Source organism: Rhodococcus sp. MH15 (assembly GCF_019266045.1).
Taxonomy (GTDB): Bacteria; Actinomycetota; Actinomycetes; order Mycobacteriales; family Mycobacteriaceae; genus Rhodococcus_F; species Rhodococcus_F qingshengii.
This window is the reverse complement of sequence record NZ_LPNP01000080.1, coordinates 89448-107986: the sequence shown is the minus strand read 5'-3', so window position 1 is coordinate 107986 and position 18539 is coordinate 89448. Positions and strand designations below refer to the sequence as shown.

12 protein-coding genes and 1 pseudogene are annotated in these 18539 nt (G+C 62.5%); 11 read left to right on the top strand and 2 right to left on the bottom strand.

Going from position 1 to position 18539, the window contains the following annotated elements:
* Positions 1–2: 2 nt before the first annotated feature.
* The 10 genes from ATN37_RS23280 (at position 3) to ATN37_RS23240 (ending at position 15074) form a co-directional block, all read left to right on the top strand.
* Positions 3–599 (top strand): hypothetical protein, encoded by a 597-nt coding sequence (locus ATN37_RS23280; RefSeq protein WP_003943061.1) that lies wholly within the window; start codon positions 3–5, stop codon positions 597–599.
* An 84-nt stretch (positions 600–683) separates the two neighbouring features.
* The gene (locus ATN37_RS23275) at positions 684–1298 is read left to right on the top strand and encodes a TetR/AcrR family transcriptional regulator (RefSeq protein ID WP_030536169.1); all 615 of its coding nucleotides are present in this window, start codon (positions 684–686) and stop codon (positions 1296–1298) included.
* Positions 1299–1313: 15 nt separating this feature from the next.
* Positions 1314–2174 carry a 3-hydroxyacyl-CoA dehydrogenase gene (locus tag ATN37_RS23270; RefSeq protein WP_063315496.1) on the top strand — a complete coding sequence of 287 codons (861 nt, stop codon included), beginning with the start codon at positions 1314–1316 and terminating at the stop codon, positions 2172–2174.
* 152 nt (positions 2175–2326) lie between these two features.
* Positions 2327–3370, top strand: a complete 1044-nt coding sequence (locus ATN37_RS23265; protein WP_007730324.1) for a ParB/Srx family N-terminal domain-containing protein — start codon at positions 2327–2329, stop codon at positions 3368–3370.
* 182 nt (positions 3371–3552) lie between these two features.
* Positions 3553–9021, top strand: a complete 5469-nt coding sequence (locus ATN37_RS23260) for a glutamate synthase-related protein (protein ID WP_218695668.1) — start codon at positions 3553–3555, stop codon at positions 9019–9021.
* A gap of 33 nt (positions 9022–9054) precedes the next feature.
* Positions 9055–10827 (top strand): sulfite reductase subunit alpha, encoded by a 1773-nt coding sequence (locus ATN37_RS23255; RefSeq protein WP_218695667.1) that lies wholly within the window; start codon positions 9055–9057, stop codon positions 10825–10827.
* Positions 10828–10873: 46 nt separating this feature from the next.
* A complete protein-coding gene (locus tag ATN37_RS23250) occupies positions 10874–11548 on the top strand; it encodes a hypothetical protein (RefSeq protein WP_256933471.1) in 675 nt (224 codons plus the stop codon).
* Positions 11549–11574: 26 nt separating this feature from the next.
* The gene (locus tag ATN37_RS32775; protein WP_256933470.1) at positions 11575–11766 is read left to right on the top strand and encodes a hypothetical protein; all 192 of its coding nucleotides are present in this window, start codon (positions 11575–11577) and stop codon (positions 11764–11766) included.
* A gap of 129 nt (positions 11767–11895) precedes the next feature.
* Positions 11896–13527 (top strand): ABC transporter ATP-binding protein, encoded by a 1632-nt coding sequence (locus ATN37_RS23245; protein ID WP_064687908.1) that lies wholly within the window; start codon positions 11896–11898, stop codon positions 13525–13527.
* Complete coding sequence (locus tag ATN37_RS23240) at positions 13527–15074, top strand: ABC transporter ATP-binding protein (protein ID WP_218695666.1); 1548 nt, start codon at positions 13527–13529, stop codon at positions 15072–15074. The genes ATN37_RS23245 and ATN37_RS23240 overlap by 1 nt, the downstream gene beginning before the upstream one ends.
* A 72-nt stretch (positions 15075–15146) precedes the next feature.
* Here ATN37_RS23240 and ATN37_RS23235 read toward each other — a convergent pair.
* A pseudogene (locus ATN37_RS23235) lies at positions 15147–16302 on the bottom strand (acetyl-CoA C-acetyltransferase).
* Positions 16303–16956: 654 nt separating this feature from the next.
* Between ATN37_RS23235 and ATN37_RS23230 the strand changes: the two are divergent.
* Positions 16957–17337 (top strand): hypothetical protein, encoded by a 381-nt coding sequence (locus ATN37_RS23230; protein WP_050655001.1) that lies wholly within the window; start codon positions 16957–16959, stop codon positions 17335–17337.
* Positions 17338–17433: 96 nt separating this feature from the next.
* Here ATN37_RS23230 and ATN37_RS23225 read toward each other — a convergent pair whose 3' ends face one another.
* Positions 17434–18519, bottom strand: a complete 1086-nt coding sequence (locus ATN37_RS23225; RefSeq protein WP_218695665.1) for an ABC transporter substrate-binding protein — start codon at positions 18517–18519, stop codon at positions 17434–17436.
* Between the last annotated feature and the right edge of the window lie 20 nt (positions 18520–18539).

Below are 18539 nucleotides of genomic sequence, written 5' to 3'. Positions count from 1 at the left end.
ACATGGGTTTTCTCTTCGAGGTTCTCGATTTTCCCGAAGGCAGTCGGATGACCGATCTGTGGAACAACACATGGGCTGAGCCGGCAATGGGCGAGGAGATTGCCTCCGGCCACTTCATTCATCTGGGCGACGATCAACACGTCGACGTGGAGACCGATTTTCTCAGTAGCCACCTACCGTTCAACGTGGCAGGCTTCGGTGGAGTCTTTCCCGACGGCAAACCTTGGATGTTCGTCATGCAGAAGGCGCCGGCGGACCTCGCGACCAGGCTTCGCGGCGAGGACGATCCGCACTCACTTCTGCGCGGATCACTCGACCGCGCCATGTCTTTCAACCCTGATGCACTGGTGGCCGAGGAATTGTCCTGGAGGCACGCCGATCTGGTGAAGGTGTACGACGAAGAGGGAATCCCTGCGGTATCCGTCGCGGGCTGGTCGGTTGCGGATCTCCTGCGTGGCCTCTTGGCGCAGTGTTGCAACGTCGAACTTGCCGCCGTCGTCGCCGGATACCCAGAGTGCGCCTATCCCGAATCGGCGCATGCGTGCGAAGCGGACGTGTTCTCAGACGTGTTCGCCGGTTGGGTCAGCGGACTGCGGTGATGTGACGGAGGAGACTCCACCCTCCCGACATTTCGGAGTAGACTCATTTATGAGCGTGATCCGAAATGGAACGAGGTGAGCGGGATGACGAAGCCGGACCAAGAGCTGGGCCGTCGCGAACGCAACAAACTCGAGAAGCAGACACGCATCTTCGACGCCGCTGCCGAACTGTTCGCGGAAAAGGGCTACAGCGCAGTCACAACTCAAGAAATTGCCGACCGCGCCGATGTAGCCGGCGGCACTCTCTTTCGTTACGCCGCAAGCAAAGCCGAGTTGCTGCTCATGGTGTACAACGCGGAGTACCGCAAGCAGATCGAATTGGGAGAAGAGCGTGAAGCCAAGTCGACCGGCACAGAAGATCGTGTGCTCGAGCTGGTTTCACCCCTGCTGATCGCAAGTCGCCGAAACGACGAGAACACCGGCATCTACCAACGCGAGGTGTTGTTCGGTGAGCCCAGCGAGTGTTTCCGGGCCGAAGGCCTGGAACTCTCGCAGCGCCTGCAAACGCGGATTGCGCAAATCTTGCACGAGGCACACCCCAACCACACCACCCGAACCACCACTGCAGCGCGAACGATTTCCAACGTGCTGCACTTCGAAATAGCCCGCGCGGCATTGGACCGGATCACGGCTGACGAACTCACGAACATCGTTGCCGCACAGGTCCGATTGACGCTTGCCGGACTACCCACCGAATAGGATTGAGGATCGAAAATGACTGAACTGAAGCAGATCACCGTTCTGGGTACCGGAGTTCTCGGCTCACAGATCGCCTATCAGACCGCCTATCACGGCTTCGACGTCGTCGCGTACGACATCAACGCCGAGGTCATCGAAAAGGCCAAGGCTCGGTTCGACTCGTTGGCCGCGGCCTACAAGGCCGAGAACGTCGAGGGTTCCAAGGAAGGCAAGGCTGACGAAGCGCTGCAACGTATTACGTACTCGTACGATCTAGGCGAAGCCGTCGCCAAGGCCGACCTGCTCATCGAGGCAATTCCCGAGGACATCGCCATCAAGCGCGACACCTACGAGAAGCTTGCCACGGTTGCTCCTGAGCACACGGTGTTCGCTACCAACTCCTCGACGCTGCTGCCGAGCGATCTCAAGGAGTTCACCGGCCGCCCCGAGAAGTTCCTCGCACTGCACTTCGCAAATCACGTGTGGGTCAACAACACTGCCGAGGTCATGGGCACCGAGTCCACCGACCCCGCCGTGTACCGCGAGGTCGTCGAGTTCGCGAAGAACATCGGCATGGTGCCGATCGAACTCAAGAAGGAGAAGGCGGGCTACGTACTCAACTCGCTCCTGGTCCCGCTCCTCAACGCGGCCTCCGACCTGCTGATCGACGGCATCGCCGATCCCGACATGGTCGACAAGACGTGGCGTATCGGCACCGGAGCCCCGTTCGGCCCCTTCCAGATCATGGACGTCGTCGGGTTGACCACCGTCTACAACATCTCCTCCCAGGGCGGCGAGAAGCAGCGCGAATTCGCCGACTACATCAAGAAGAACTACATCGATGAAGGCAAGCTCGGCGTCGCTGTCGGCGAGGGCTTCTACAACTACAAGGGCTGACCGACTTACCGGCTCACCGCGCGGTGGTTACGACGTGAATTCACGTGGTAGCCACCGCGCGGACGTCTGTTGTCAGTAAGTCCGAAACCACCCTGAGCGATTGTGACGCAAGCTTCTTCACGTGCGAACCCATCATCAGGAGAGATCCCCACATGCGTCGTTCCGCCATCTCGGCACTCACAACACTGGCACTGCTCGGCGCCGGAACATTGGTCAGCACTCCCGCTGTCGCCGCTCCCCTCGCGTGTGGCGGAATCTCCACCGGTTCGTTCTCAGGCTCCGCCGGCGGATCGGAGTACCTGTGCGCCAAGGAAGGTGATCTCCTGGACGTGCGCATCGGCGACGTTCACGCGACACAGCCGTCACTCGGCTACGACGAGGTGTACTACAAGCTCGGGCGATACACGCTCGGAAAAGACACGATCAACAAGAAGTTCGACGACTGGTGTGAGGCGAACGGCCAGATCCAGGCCGCGACCGCTACTGCGGCGTCGACGCTGAAGGACCCGTCGTCCTTCACCTGCCAGATTCCAGTGGGTCAGGAAACCGCCGAGAGCATCGCGCCCATGAAGACCGTGGTCGTCGGACCCCGCGGCGATCTCTACCTGACCGACGGTCACCACACCCTCACGTCCTTCATCGAGACGGCCGACGGAGGCCCCGACCTGCACGTGCGACTGCGGGTTCTCGGCAACCTCAGTGGCCTGAGTGAAGGCGCCTTCTGGACCGAGATGGAAAAGAACAAGTGGGTCTGGTCGCGTGACGTCGACGGAAACCAGGTACCGGTCCAGGCTCTGCCGAAGAGCGTCGGCCTGGCCAACTTCGCCGACGACAAGTACCGCAGCTTGATGTACTTCTCCCGCGACATCGGATTCGCCGCAGGCACGATTCCGTTCCAGGAGTTCTACTGGGGCGCCTGGGTCCGCGACACCGCGCCCGTCGACCTCACCAACTGGAATCGCGATGATCTCTCCAGCTACCTGGGCACCGTGAAGTCGGTGACCAAAGCACAGACAGCGTTGACGGGCGATGCCGTCGTCGACAGCGGATTCACTGCCACCGATCTTGGCGTCCTGTCGGCCTGGAACGACGGCAAAGCCGAGTCCAAGGGCGAGTTCGCAAAGCTGTCCAAGCCGTACACAGACGACAAGCCGGGCAAGATCGCCTACGCACTTGCCTACAAAGCAACCCTCTGACCTGCTCAGATCCAAGTCACACCAAGTAGACTTGACTAAGGTAAGCCTCTACTCAGTAGTCTGAACCCATTCGGGTGCCGCTTCATCGAAGCAGCGACGCCCTGCCCTGACGGAATACATGCCGTCGTATCTGCCCGGTCGAACAATCTCCGGGCAACCAGGACAGGGAGAAGGTTGCTGCAGTGAGCACGTCCATCGTCGGTTTGTACGACCCCGCAGATGACAAGAGCAGTTGCGGGGTCGGGTTCATCACGCGCAAGGACGGCGTGCAGACCCACGATGTCCTGATCAAGGGCCGCGAAGCACTCTGCTCGGTACCGCACCGCGGCGGTATGTCTTCCGAGGGCGTCGGCGACGGCGGCGGTGTCTCGGTTGACCTCTCCCTCCGGTTCTTCCGCAAGGTCACCGGGCGCTCCGATCTCCGCGCCGGACGCTTCTGCGTCGGCAACTTCTTCCTTCCGGACGACGACGCCCAGCACGCTCGCGCTGCCGCCCTGGTCGAACGTGAACTTCTCGATCGCGGTTTCACCACTCTCGCAGTGCGCGACGTCCCGGTCGACAACTCGGCGATTCGGCCGGCCGCGATCGCGCATCAACTGCCGGTCAGGCAGTGGATTTTCGAGGTGCCCACTCCTCGCCCCGAGCCTGCGGTAGTCGATCGCCTCGTGCACGAAGCTCTGCTCGCCATCGAGGCAATCGCGTACAACACCCCTGCACTACGCGGGTTGTACCCACTCTCGCTCAGCGCGCGAACTCAGGTTCTCAAGGGTCGCTTGAACTCCGACGAAGTGATCCCGTACTTCCGCGACCTGGTCGACCCCGATCACGCCGTGCACACGATGTACTTCCATACGCGGTTCTCGACCAACACGGACCCGCATCCCACGATGGCGCAGCCGTTCCGGTTCATGGCTCACAACGGAGAACTGAACACGGACAAGAAGAATCGGCTCTCCGAAGCTGCTGTCGCCAGTGCAAAACGACGTGCGATCGTCCGTCCGCCCGGCCAGTCCGACAGTTGCCGACTCGATCAGACCCTGGAAGCACGCGTCATCGAGGACAGTGTCGACCTGGTGACGGCTGTGGTCTCGATGATGCCGCCTGCCTGGGAAAACGACACCACCCTCTCCCCCGCAGTGCGTGCGATGTTCGAGTACTTCTCGCTGTACGAGGAGAAGAACGACGGACCGGCAGCGCTGGTGTTCGGCGACGGCACCATCATCGGTGCGCGCCTGGATCGCCTCGGTCTGCGTCCACTACGCACGATCGAGACACACGACTACGTGTGCGCATTCTCCGAAGCCGGACAGATCGCGTTCGCACCCGAGACGGTGATTCACCGTGGCCGCGTCGAGGCCGGCGGAATGTTGTACTTCGATCATCGCGATCGCCATACCTACACTGCCCGCGAAGCTCTGGAAAAGATTGCCGCTCAGCGCGACTACCAGTCGTTGCTGGAGCAATCGCGAATCCTGATCGAAGACATTCCCGCCGTGCCAGCGGAGAAAGTCAGCTCCCCGACCCGTTACAACGGCACCTTCGAGGTTCATCAGCGCTACATGGCGTACTCCCTGGATCAGGAAAGTTTCAAATTCCTGATGGATCCGATGCTCACGCACGGAGCCGAAAAGGTCTCCGCCATGGGTTACGGCAACGCCATCAACGCATTCAGCGACCGCGAAGGCGGTGTGGCACGTTACTTTTCGCAGCGATTCGCCCAGGTAACCAACCCTCCCCTCGACAGCATCCGTGAAGCGGACGGTATGACCCTCCGGGTCGCATTGGGTGCGAAGATGTCCCCCGGACAGGGCAAGCAGATCGTCATCGCCTCGCCGATCCTCGGGCACCTGGACATGCTCAAGATCCGCGAACAGAACCACACTCCGCACCGCCGCTTCGAAATGCTCTACCCCGCCGAGGGTGACGCGCAGGCAATGGTCGACGCGATGACCGCGCTCGGCGACGCTGTTGTAACCTTCGCGGCCGAACAGGGCGGAATCGCAGTCCTGACCGACCGCCACGTATCTCACGAGCGCGCAACACTTCCCGCGATCATGGTCGTCGGAGCATTGAACCAACGCCTCATCGACGCGGGCCTGCGATTGCGCGTCTCTCTCATCGTGGAGAGCGGCCAGATCGAGTCCTCCCACCACGTTGCGGCCGCACTCGGTTTCGGCGCTTCCGCCGTCTACCCGCTGTCCGTTCAGTTGCGAGCCGAGGAGAAGTTCGCCGCTGACCCGGATGCCGCGTTCCGACGCTTCGCGAAGGCCGCCGAGAAGTCCCTGATGAAGACGATGGGACGCGTCGGTCTGTGCACCGTCGAAAGCTACATCGGCGGAGAATTTTTCGAACCCAACTTCCTCGATACGTCCGACCCTGTTCTGCGCCAGTGGTTCCCCAACATGAAGTCACCGGTGGGTGGCGTCGGTTTCGAGACCGTCGCGGTGACCTCGAAGCAGTGGCACGAGCGTGCGAGCGCAGTCGGGGGCGAGAAGGATCTGCCACTGCTCGGCCTGTTCAAGGAGCGTGCAGACGGCGCAGGGCATTCGTTCGGTACCACCGCGGTCCGTAAGTACGTCGAACTCACCGAAGAGAAGATCGCGTTCGACAGTCCCTCCGGAACAGAACAATTCGAGGCTCTACGTCTACTGCCGCTCGGACGGCTCGACGACGCCTTCCGCCTCGACGCCGGGGCATACCGGGCGACGAGCTTCGACCGGTTGACCACCGAGCAGATCGACGACTACGACATCACCGCCGGGTACCGGGACTTTTCCACTGTCATGGCTGCGGAACGATCGCGTCGTCCCGCCGCGTTGCGCGATGTCATCTCCGTGCCCGGTGATGTCACATTTGCGGTGACGACAGCCGAGTTCACCGACCAGATCAGCCGATTCTCGGTGCGCGGCAATAAGACGATCGTGATGCGTGGAATCCGGTGTGAATCTGCCGCGGACGGCCGGTACACACTTAGCCTGGACGGTCCACTGGCCGACGACACCGCTCGGGTGGTAGCACTCGGCGATGCTCTTTCCGTCGCCTTTGCCGACGACGTCACCATCGAGGCCACCGACCCGGATCTGGTGCTGAATGCAACCGGTATTGCGGCAGAGTTCCTGTCCAAGCTGAGGGTCGCACCGGCAGGTGTACCTCTCTCCGAGGTACAGAGTGCAAGCGACATCACCCCGAAGTTGGCGTCGGGTGCCATGAGCCATGGCGCACTGAACGCTCCGGCGCACGAAGCCGTCGCGCACGGCACGAACATGGTCGGTGCGATGTCCAACAGCGGCGAAGGCGGCGAACACCTTTCGCGCTACGACACGATTCGTGCATCGCGCATCAAGCAGTTTGCATCCGGACGCTTCGGAATCTGGGCGGGCTACCTCGCCGATCCGATGCTCGAAGAGATCGAGATCAAACTCGGCCAAGGCGCAAAACCCGGTGAGGGCGGGCAGCTTCCGGCCGCCAAGGTCACCGTCGACATCGCTGCCGCCCGCGGCGGAACGCCCGGGGTCGAACTGGTTTCGCCGCCGCCTCACCACGACACGTACTCCATCGAGGACCTCGCTCAGCTCATCCACGACTGCAAGGCAGCTCGCATTCGGGTGATCGTGAAGTTGGTGTCCTCGGAAGGAATCGGCACCATCGCCGTCGGTGTCGCCAAGGCCGGCGCCGACGTCATCAACGTCGCCGGAAATACCGGTGGCACCGGCGCCGCTTCGGTGACCAGCCTCAAATACGCGGGCCGTGCGGCCGAGGTCGGTATCGCCGAGGTCCATCAAGCTCTGTGTGCCAACGGCCTTCGCCAGAAAGTCGTTCTGCGATGCTCGGGCGCGCATCAGACCGGCAGCGACATCATCACTTCCGCCCTACTCGGCGCAGACAGCTTCGAGTTCGGTACGTCGGCGCTGATGATGATGGGCTGCGTCATGGCCAAGAACTGCAACATCAAGTGCCCCGCCGGTCTGACCACCAACCCGGAACTGTTCGACGGCGATCCCCGCGCGATGGCGCAGTACCTTCTCAACATCGCTCACGAAACTCGGGAACTGCTCGCGAATCTGGGAATGCGGTCCCTTCAGGAAGCGCGGGGTCGAACGGATCTCCTGCATCTGCTCGATCACCCGTCTATTGTCGGCAATCTGAAGCTGGACGCGATGTTCGAGTCCGCCCCGGACATCACCATCGACAATCCTGTGTACCTCGAACGTGAGTACGCGCTCGACGAGAAGATCATGGACGAGGTTCGTACGGTGTTCTTCAACCGTGGCGAGGCCTCGGTCGCCGTGTCCGGACCTGAATTCGCCGAAGGTGCACTGCACCTGGGTAACCGGAACAAGAGCGTCGGTGGTCAGTTGGCGATCGACCTCGAACGCGAACTCAACTACGGAGCGGCCGGCCTTCTCGCTCCGGGAGTACTGACCGACGAGCGTGGGCGACGCTACCTGGCGCCGGGCAGCGTGCGCGTCCTGACGACCGGATCTGCGGGCCTGTCGTTCGGCGCATTCTGCAACGACGGCATGCACCTGGAACACACCGGGACATGTAACGACGGCGTAGGAAAGAGCATGAGCGGCGGCGTGATTGCCGTGCGCAGCCCAGGCGGCGGCTCCAGTGACGCCGGTGGAAACGTGTTGATCGGCAACTTCGCGCTCTTCGGCGCCACCGGTGGACGAGTGTTCGTCGAAGGTGAAGCAGGCGATCGCTTCGCAGTTCGCAACTCCGGCGCCAGTGCTGTCGTCGAAGGTGTCGGAGACTTCGCCGGCGAGTACATGACTAACGGTGCTGTCGTGAATCTCGGCGAGTTCGGCAAGGGTGTCGGCAACGGCATGAGTGGTGGCTTCTTCTACCAGTACGACCCTCGTGGCGAATTGGCACTGCGAGCAAGTACCGATTCCGTACTGCTGGGTTCGATCACCGCTGCGACCGACCCTCTTGCCGCCGTCCACAACCACGCAGTACAACTCCTGCTCGAACTGCATGTGGAGGCAACGGGATCCGCGCTCGGCACCCGACTGCTTGAGAACTGGGAAGTCGAACAGCACTCGTTCGTCTACGCGATGCCCAAGGCACTGATGCTCTACCAGGACAGTGATGCAATCCTGGCTGCGAAGTCGCACAAAGAGCTCCTCGAAGAATTGGCGTCCGCCATCGCAGCACGTCAGGTCCGCACCTTCAAACTCGCAGTGCGCGACGGGCGCCCCGCACTGAACGGAGCAGTCCCTGCCTACGGCGAGACCGATACGGCGACGATGTATGCGCTGGTCAGTGAGTACACCGTGCTTCACTTCGCGCAACAACTCGCCACCGCCCGCACGCCGGGTGCGTCCGGACCCGACGATCCAGCAGTGCAGAAAGCGGCCCGAAACCTGGTGCTGACCGAGGACTTCGCCCTCGTCCAGCACTTGGTCAAGTACTCGAAAGAGATTCTGGCCGACTACGACGACGAACAGTTGGCTGCGCTGATTGCAGCCAAGCGGGTCGACGACTACAAGCAGGCGCTGAGCCTACGCAACGTGTTGGCCATGGACAGCCCGGCGACGTACGGGTGGATTCTGTTTCAAGACAACAAGAATCGGGACAAGCTCGGATCACTGCCGAACTTCGACGAACTGTTCGCTTCGCGCACGATCCCCGACCTGGTGTCCTGACCTCCTCCCCCGAAAGTAGGTCAGCTTCAAATCATGGAAATCCCGTACATCCCCGAATACGCACCGTTCACCGGCGACCAGCGCGCGTGGCTTTCCGGATTCCTGGCCGGTCTACACTCGCGAACTGTCATGTCCGGTCAAACCGGTACTGCAACAGCGACAGTGGAGAGAGCTGCCGGCGCAGCCGTGCACATCCTTTATGGAAGTCAGACCGGCAACGCGGAGTCCTTGGCTGAAGACGTAGCCGCAGCTGCTCGTGCCCACGGTCTCGAACCACTTGTCGCGAGTCTGGACACCGTGGATATCAATGCACTTTCCGCCATGCGCCGGGTGCTCGTCATCACCTCCACCTACGGCGAGGGCGAGATGCCCGACAACGCGCAGCTGTTCTGGGATGCAGTCGAATCCGAGAGTGCGCCCCGGCTGGAGGGTCTCTACTTCGGAGTACTCGCACTCGGTGACACCAGCTACGACGGGTACTGCCAGTCGGGAAAGAACATCGACGCCCGCTTCGAAGCGCTCGGCGGGACCCGGGTTGTCGACCGCACCGATTGCGACGTCGACTACGAGGATCCGGCGGCCGAGTGGATCGTTCGGGCCGTCGCTGCGGTGGCCGGTGTCGACGGTGATGCGGGGGCCGCTGCCTCGCCGGTTGCGCCCGCTCAGACGAAGACCAAGTCCCAGTGGACTCGCAAGAACCCCTATCCTGCAACCGTCCTCGCCAACCGGCTGTTGTCCGGCGAGGACTCAGCCAAGGAAGTCCGCCACTTCACCTTTGCGCTCGGCGAGGACGGTCTGGACTACGAGGCCGGAGATGGATTGGGCATCCGCCCGATCAACGACCCCGCCCTCGTCGAGGCGATCATCCATCAGCTCGGTGTCAGCGGCGATTACGTGGTTACCGCGAAAGACGGCTCGTCCGCACCGTTGGACCAGGTGTTGACCAGCGACTACGAGATCTCCATTCCCTCGCGCGATTTGATCGAAGACATCGCCCGACGCAGCGGCGACGCCGAACTGCAGCATATTCTCGACACGGAAGATCGGGAAGCGCTCGATGCGTGGCTGTGGGGCAAGGACGTTCTCGATCTCCTCCAGTTGGACAACAGCATTCGCCTGAATCCCGAGGATCTGCTTACACTTCTTCGCCCGCTGCAACATCGGGTCTATTCGATCTCCTCCAGCCCGCTGGCCCACGACGGCACCGTCCATCTGACGGTAGCGAGTGTGCGCTACCGCTCGGGCGAGCGGGACCGCGGCGGCGTCTGCTCGACGTACCTGGCGGACCGCGTCGGCGAGGGAGATCGGGTCGGAGTTTTTGTCTCCAAGAACAATTCGTTCCGCCTACCTGCCGATGACACTACTCCCGTCGTGATGATCGGACCCGGCACCGGTATCGCACCCTTCCGCGCTTTCCTGCACGAGCGTCGCGCGCGCAACGCGTCGGGGCAGAATTGGCTCTTCTTCGGCGATCAGCATCAGTCGAGCGACTTCATCTACGAGGACGAGTTGAACGGGCTGACCCGTGACGGTGTCCTGACTCGCCTCGATCTGGCCTTCTCGCGCGATCAGTCCGAGAAGATCTACGTCCAGACTCGTATGCGCGAGCAGGGCCGAGACTTGTTCGACTGGCTCGAAAACGGTGCGCACGTGTACGTCTGCGGCGACGCCACTCGGATGGCAAAGGACGTCGACGACGCATTGCACGAGGTCGTCGCCGAGCACGGCGGATTGGATGCGGACGCCGCCGAGGATTACGTCAACAACCTCAAACGATCGAAGCGGTACCTAAGGGATGTCTACTGAGATGTGCCCGCACCGTGGCGAATGTCGTTGCGCAGCTTTGGCACGCATGTCGGACCTGGACGCACTGCTTGCGCGTCCGGGGTTCCGTGGTGGACTGATCGACACCGCACCTGACGTAGTCGGCGAAATGTTGCCGCTCTTGGACGACACCGTAGCAATCACCGTCGCAGGCCCGGTGGCTGTCAACGACTCGGGCAAGTACTCCGTTCCGACAGTTCCCGGAGATCCGTTGGTCTGCACGCCCGGGCTCGTCTCTCTGCGTTTGAACGTTGCCTCCCTCGGCTCGGTGGTGACCACGGAAGCAGAGCAGCACATACCGCCGACGCTCCGCATTTTCGACATCCACGGATCAAGTTCACACACCACGTATTTGACCCCGGCCTCGGATCGTCTCGCCTTCGAAGCGATGCGAACTGCGCCGAGCACTGCGAGGGAAACAAGCCCTCCCATCCAGACGTCGAATACGCCCGCATTCTGGGCCGAAGCCGATCAGCTGACACAGCTCGACTTCATCCTCGCGGACGGCGGCAGCGAACGTCGTAGCGGCCTGGTCGCTCTGGGCGCCCTCGGTTACCGGCGAGTCGATCCTCACCTCGTGGCTGCCGGGATGGAGCACCTGTCCTACCACCAACTTCCCGTCACGACCGTCGTCGCCGGGAACGGATGCCTGCAGATCCACCGTGGTGACCTCGACGCCGCAGCCATGTTCGGGGGACGCTGACTTTGGCGTCCGACACCTGCCGGACGATGATCGACCTGAATGGTGTCTCGGAGTGCTGGCTGACTCGCACCCACGGCGTTCACGGCCTGACCAGCTCGATCGAGATGTACGACTTCCGCCGCAAATGCGTGGCAGTCTTCACCCAAACGGGTCCAACCGAACCCGCAGTCATGGGCGTGTGGGAAGACGTCATGAGTTCCATCTCGGCCGCATCCTGACACCGACAGATGCTGTGCGAGTGTAAGAAATCGGCGTACGGCGATAACCATATGGAGCCATCGACCCCTAACCTTAGGTCTCGGTCATTTGTCGTGCCTGCACCCTGGCGCTGATTCAAGGAGTTATCCATGCCCCGCCCTCTCGTCGAACCGTCGCTGGTCCCGGCCTTGCGCCCGGCGCTGCCTGCATTGGCTGCCGGGGTCGTCGCGGCCGCAGCGTCGGGGGTCGCGATGCTCGGGGCGCTCTGGTGCGTCGTGCAACTCATCGGTGAACCGTCGATGAGCTGGGCCGGGTGGGCATGTGCGCTATGGCTCGTGGGCGTCGCGCTCGCTGCCACATCGTCGTGGCTCTCGCACCACGCGGAATCGCTTTTCGAGGCAAGGGTTCGCCGCCAACTCGCAGCCCACCTCGTTCGCCTACCGGCAAGCACGCTGTCCCGCTACAGCGGAGACGCACTGCGGAGGCTCGTTTCGGACGACATCTCGGCGCTGCACCATATGACTGCGCACCTACCGGCAGAGTTCGCCACACTCATCGTGGTCCCCGCGGTCACGATCGCGGCGTTGGTTGCCTCAGCCGGCCCCGTGGCGCTTCTCGCTCTGGCTCCCGGCATCGTGGCAGCTCTGTTCTACCTGGTCGTGATCCCCCGAATGGCCGCTCGGCACAGCGCTGAAAGCGCGGATGTCATGGGCGACATCGTGACTGCCGTGGACGACTATGCCCGCGGCATCCGCGTCTGCCGGATCTACGGTGCGCAGACCGGCGCTGCCGCCGACTATGCAGAATCGACAGCACGGTTCACCCGGGGAATGCAGGAGCGCGTTCGACTCGTGGCTACCCCTGCGGCCGTCGCCGTTGCCCTCATGCAGGCGACAGCGACGTTCGCGATCGCCTATGCCGTCGGATTTCACTGGGATGCAACGACGTTGGCCGCCACCATTCTCTTCAGCCTCGCAATCGTGACACCGGCCCTGCGACTCGGGCACGGCCTCGACTACGTCGCGGCTGGACGCTCTGCTGCGGTCCGGCTCGCCACTGCCCTGAACGAACCCACTCTCCCTGCCGGTGAAGCACTCACCGTTCCGGCGGCGAGTCCCTCCGACCACCTGGAGATCGTCGACCTGACTGTCACGATCACGGACCGCAGAGTCGTCGACGGCGTCACGCATGCATTCCGCCCAGCCGCGATCACTGCGATCACGGGACCGAGTGGAGCGGGCAAGTCGACGCTCCTGAAAGCATTGGCCGGCTTCGAGATCCCGGAACTGGGTACCGTCCGCTACGCAGGTCGTAGCATCACCGCGATCGACGAGAACCTGCGGCCACCGTCCGTTCTGCTCACACCCCAGGGCGCAGACGTGTTACCTGCCACGGTGCGCGAGAACATCGCGCTGGCCGCCCCCGATGCAACGGACGCGGAATACACCGCCGCACTACGCCGGGCACAGATCGACGTCAGCCTCGATGCCGACGCCACTTCACTCTCCGGAGGAGAACGTCAGCGCGTCGGGCTTGCTCGGGTGTTCCTCTCGCCCGCAGCAGTACTGCTGCTCGACGAGCCGACCAGTGCACTCGACGATCGCACGGCCGCCGAACTGCTGAAGGAATTGCGACACCTCGCACATGACGAAGGAAAGACGATTGTGATCGTCACCCACGACCCCGCTCTTGCAGACGATGCCGACGATCGACTCGACCTCGGCGGTCGAAACGTGAACGACGCTGCCTCGCACAGTGCAGCCCTGACTGGAGCCGAATAATGAACAGCGCCAATGTAGCCCGACGACGCTTGATCACCATCGGACTCGGTTGGGTGTCCGTCGCTGTCCTCGAGGCGATCGCGTACACCACCCTTGCGCTCTCGATCGCTGATCACCGGTCGCCGGTTCTCGTCCTGGCCACGGCCACCATCGCTCTCTTCGTGACCGTCCTGGTCTCGCGGGGCGGTTACTTCACCGGGGCTCGACTCGTCGGCGATCTCTACGACGCTCTCGGCGACGCCTTCGCCCGTGCGAAACTGTCCTGGTTCACCGACGACAACCGGGCACTGCTCGCCACCGTCGCCGGGCGCGGAATCCCGTCGCTGATGAGTGTTCCCGCGCACCAACTTCAGACCTTCCTGGTTGCACCGCTGATCCCGCTGCTCCTGCTTCCTGGGATCGCGGTCGTCGCGGGGCCAGGCGTCATACTGCTCGTCGGTGGACTGCTCGCCGTGTCGCTCGTCGCTCAGACGCTGGCCCAACGTGCGCTCAGCCGAGCGGACGAGCGCCGACACGAAGCCGAGCTCGCAGCAACTCAGTCGACACTCGAGCTCACCGACCACCTCGAATTACTGCGTACGGCAGCCGGTCCCACACGTTCCGTCGAACGAATCGAGCGAAGCTGGCGGAATCAGGAAGCCGCGCTTGCACGGACCAATCTCGCCGCGGCACCAGCGACATTCATCTCGGCGATCGCCACCATTGTGCCGCTGGCAGGCGCAGTGATCTTCCTCGCCGCCACCGGATTCGACGATCCCGCAGCCGCTCTCGCCCTCGTCGTCCTCACCGCTCGCGCCGCTGCGCCGCTCGACGAACTCGCCCTGGCCGGAATCGGAGTCAATGAACTGCGTGCAACGGTTCGCGACTACCGCACAGCGACTTCGGCTCCCGCACTGGCCGAGCCCGCACCCCGGGACGCCGCGCGCCCTGTTGGAACTGACATCAAGGTCATCGGAGTGGACCACGCTCCGGTTCTGCGCGGCATCACCGCTGAGATCCCCGCGGGTGAGCGAGTTCTCGTCACAGGGCGCTCGGGTACGGGGAAGAGCACACTTCTCGGGCTGCTCATGCGCTTCGACGATCCGGACCAAGGCAGCGTCACTCTGGGCGGAGTTTCATTGCGCGACTTGCCCTACGAAGACCTGGCGGCACACATCGGCTACGTGCCGCAGGACCCACTCGTGTTCTCGGGCACCCTCGGCGAGAACATCGGACTGGGAAGACCGGGCGCTACCGAAACCGAGATCGAGGACGCCGCAAGGCGCGCTGCCCTCGGCGCCGTTCTCGACCGCTCGACGCTCGGCATTCATCAGGACATCGGACACCAGGGTGCCGCTCTCTCCGGTGGCGAACGTCAGCGGGTGGCGATCGCTCGCGCCTTCCTCAAAGACGCTCCCGTCCTGGTTCTCGACGAAGCCACCTCGGCCCTCGACGAGGCCACCGAGCGCCGTATCGCCGGCGCCGTGCGGGAATTGGCGGCCACCGTCTTCGTCGTCACCCACCGTGACCCCGCCATCTGGGAGCCCACCCGCACGATCACCCTCTGACATCGCTTGTCTTACACGCGTGGATACATTGCCGGTCCCGTCGCACCCAGGTGATGACCGCAGTCGGCGATTTCAGCTCAGCCGCTCGATGATGGTGACGTTCGCGGTCCCGCCACCCTCACACATGGTTTGGAGTCCGTACCGTCCATCAATGCGGTCCAACTCGTGCAACATCGTGGCGAACAACTTGGTGCCAGTGGCCCCAAGAGGGTGGCCCAATGCGATTCCACCACCGTTGGGATTGACCCGGGAGGGATCTGCACCCGTCTCGATCAACCAGCTCAGAACTACCGAAGCGAATGCCTCGTTCATTTCTACGGTATCCATCTGGCCGATCGCCATGCCGGATTTCGCCAGTGCATACTTCGTCGCGGGTATCGGCGCCGAGAGCTGCAGCATCGGATCGTCGCCGCGCACGCTCATATGATGAATGCGCGCACGCGGCTTCAATCCATGAACCTCGAGCGCCTTCTCGGAGACAATCAGGGCCGCTGATGCGCCGTCACAGATCTGCGAAGCCACAGCAGCCGTCAGCAACGAGCCATCCCTCAATGCGGGCAGTGCAGCCATCTGCTCCATGGATGTCTCTCGTGGGCATTCGTCAACGACGCATTGGCCCAATGACACTGTCTCACGCTCGAATCGGCCGTCTGTGATGGCAGCACGGGCACGCTGATGCGATTGCAGTGCCCACTCCTCCATGTCTTCACGGCTGATACCCCATTTCTTGGCAATCAGGTCGGCGCCGACGAACTGTGAGATTTCGGCCTCACCGAATCGTGCTGCCCACCCCCGGGACTTACTGAAGGGCGTGTCGAATCCGCTCGTTGCCGGCACGCATCGCCGCCGAGATAGGAATCGCGGACATGTTCTGCACACCGCCGACAAGCACCACATCTTGGGTCCCGCTCATGACCGCTTGCGCTGCGAAGTGGACGGCTTGCTGTGAAGATCCGCATTGTCTGTCGACTGTCGTTCCTGGGATGTCCAAGGGTAGGCCTGCTGAAAGCCAGGCGGTGCGGGCAATGTTGCCCGATTGCGGCCCGATAGCGTCGACACAACCGAAGATCACATCGTCGACGGCCATCGGGTCCAGTCGAGTGCGGTCGAGAATCGATGTGATCACGTGGGCCCCCATGTCCGCTGGGTGCTCTCCTGCGAGCGAGCCGTGCCGTTTACCCACCGGAGTGCGGAGCGCATCGACGACATAAGCCTGAGGTGCAACCATACGAACTCCTTCGAAATCGAGCTTTGTCGGGCTTTCGATGTCGCACACACTTTAGCGATCAAGCATTTGTTTGGTAGATGAAACGTGATTTCGAGACCCGCAGCCACCACCACAGGATTGGTCTCCGCACTTCTATCCAACGAAATCCACTGCTGTCGCAATCATTCGACAGTTAGAGGCTCGACCCCCAAACGCGGCTTGGCTGCCCACGCCGCAGACCCCTCACGCCAGCGTGAAACCGCAAAAGATGCGAGAACAGCTGCGGGAGTGCATCTTCGAGCGGAACGAGCGCATCATCCATATCCATTGCCTTCCCTGAGAAATCGTTCAGCCCGCCTTGCGAACAACACCAGCTTTGTCGAGCTACACCGCAAGCCGGCTGGCCGATGGCTGGAAAGTTAGTACTTTCGGTGGAGCCCAGCACGATTGGGCTATTCACCGCCCAATACAGGCTTCGTATACCGATACGCGTTGCAGGACAACGATTCTACAAACGGTCACGCACTCAGCGATTCATGAACCGCCGCTGGCTCGAAAACTGGATCCCCTTGCGGTAATTGCGCTCCGGGTAGAGCATGGGCACCACACCGTCTTCGATTACCGGAGGTTACCGTGACGAATCTCGTACGCCGACTATCTGCCTGCGTATCCATAGTGGCCGTTTCGGTTCTCGCGCCCGCAGCCGTTGCCTCCGCTGCGGTCACCGTTCCGTTCCAGATCAACCCGGCGCCGTTCGGGAACCCAAACGGCAGCTTCGACGCACCCCCTGTCCACTGTGTGGCGGTAGTCGGCGAACAACCTGGCACGGTGACGATCACCGGCGCCAAAGACGAGCGGTGGGGTTGCATGCTTTCGACGGAAGTGCGCTGGATGAACCTCTCGACAGGAGCCTCCGGCTCCGGTCGGCTTTCTGGCGACAACCAAGGAACCCCGGGAGAGGCAACCCTGCAGACTGGAGCCGGGCAAGTTGCCGTCGCCATATTGCCTGCCGCCGGACCTGTCACCCCGGGTTTCGCAACCTTCTTCGTCCCATAGGCAACCCTCAAACCCGGGACACCTGCTGTACGAACGACCCGTCGCCACACAATCGTGTGGCGACGGGTGAGTGCTTTCCGTTCTCCAGTTGTACGCCTACAGCTTCGCGCTGATGAGCGGCACGATATGTTCAGACGCCCACATCGTTCCGATCGGGCCACCGCTCGTGATTGCCCACAGAACGTCGCCGCCGTCGGCGGTGCGAGGAGGCAGGGCGACCCAACGACCGGAGGACACCGCTCCCAGCGCTTGGAAGAGTTTCCCGCCGGTCAGCTTGTCGAAATCCTCCTCGCTGCCGGCGGCACTGCGGCCGATCAGCAGGAAGTCCGCATCGATGTTCTCGAGAAGTTCCTCGCCGACAGTGCTTTGGGTGACGAACTCCTGTGCACGCGGGTTCTCGGCAAAACCGAGCTCGCCCAAGAAAGTTGCCGGAGCCGAATCGGGCGCTGAAAGGTACTGCAGCCCATTGCCGGTTCCGTAGAAGATCGCCCAGGTTGCGGTCAGGCCAGTGAGTTCAGGGTTCTCCTGACGCACCTTCGCAAAATACCGATCATGGTCCGCCACGATCTTTTCGGCTGCCTTCGAGAGGTCGAGTGTCTCGCCGAGTACGCGGATCGATTCCTTCCACGGCACGAGCATCCGCGACTTCGTGTCGGGGCTCGTCACCACCGGTGCGATGGAGGACAAACGTTCGTAGTAATCGCCCATCGACAAACCACCCAGGCCGTCGGCCCAGCCGACGGCGACGATGAGGTCAGGTTCGCTCGCGGCGATCGCTTCGACGGGAAGTGTGCCGCCCATCGCGAACTCGAAGGTGTCGAGATCCTCTGCGCCGTAAGGCAGCAAGTACGACTGGGAAGCCGACTCCTTGACCATCGACGAGGAGAGAACGGGTTTGACGCCGAGCGCGAGGAGCATTTCCGTGTCGACGGCATTGGGGACGATTGCGGCAACCCGCTCCGGGCGCTTCTCGAGAATACTTGTACCATATGGCGATTCCAGGGTCAGCGGGTAAGTAGTCGTTCCTTCCGCAGCGGGAAGGGCGCTCCCCTCCGAACCGGGAGTGGACGCCGTTTTCGAGTCTTCGGCCGAGGCCGAGCACCCGGACACAAGGAGCGCTGCGGCGAGCGCGGCCCCGATCAGTCCGATGATCCGTGATCGTCTGGTGCGCAGGACTGTCATTTCTGCCTTTCGGTGTTATC

Coding starts and splice junctions, on each gene's coding strand:
- ATN37_RS23280 (WP_003943061.1), top strand. CDS start 3: ATGGGTTTTCTCTTCGAGGTTCTCGATTTTCCCGAAGGCAGTCGGATG.
- ATN37_RS23275 (WP_030536169.1), top strand. CDS start 684: ATGACGAAGCCGGACCAAGAGCTGGGCCGTCGCGAACGCAACAAACTC.
- ATN37_RS23270 (WP_063315496.1), top strand. CDS start 1,314: ATGACTGAACTGAAGCAGATCACCGTTCTGGGTACCGGAGTTCTCGGC.
- ATN37_RS23265 (WP_007730324.1), top strand. CDS start 2,327: ATGCGTCGTTCCGCCATCTCGGCACTCACAACACTGGCACTGCTCGGC.
- ATN37_RS23255 (WP_218695667.1), top strand. CDS start 9,055: ATGGAAATCCCGTACATCCCCGAATACGCACCGTTCACCGGCGACCAG.
- ATN37_RS23250 (WP_256933471.1), top strand. CDS start 10,874: ATGTCGGACCTGGACGCACTGCTTGCGCGTCCGGGGTTCCGTGGTGGA.
- ATN37_RS32775 (WP_256933470.1), top strand. CDS start 11,575: ATGATCGACCTGAATGGTGTCTCGGAGTGCTGGCTGACTCGCACCCAC.
- ATN37_RS23245 (WP_064687908.1), top strand. CDS start 11,896: ATGCCCCGCCCTCTCGTCGAACCGTCGCTGGTCCCGGCCTTGCGCCCG.
- ATN37_RS23240 (WP_218695666.1), top strand. CDS start 13,527: ATGAACAGCGCCAATGTAGCCCGACGACGCTTGATCACCATCGGACTC.
- ATN37_RS23225 (WP_218695665.1), bottom strand. CDS start 18,519: ATGACAGTCCTGCGCACCAGACGATCACGGATCATCGGACTGATCGGG.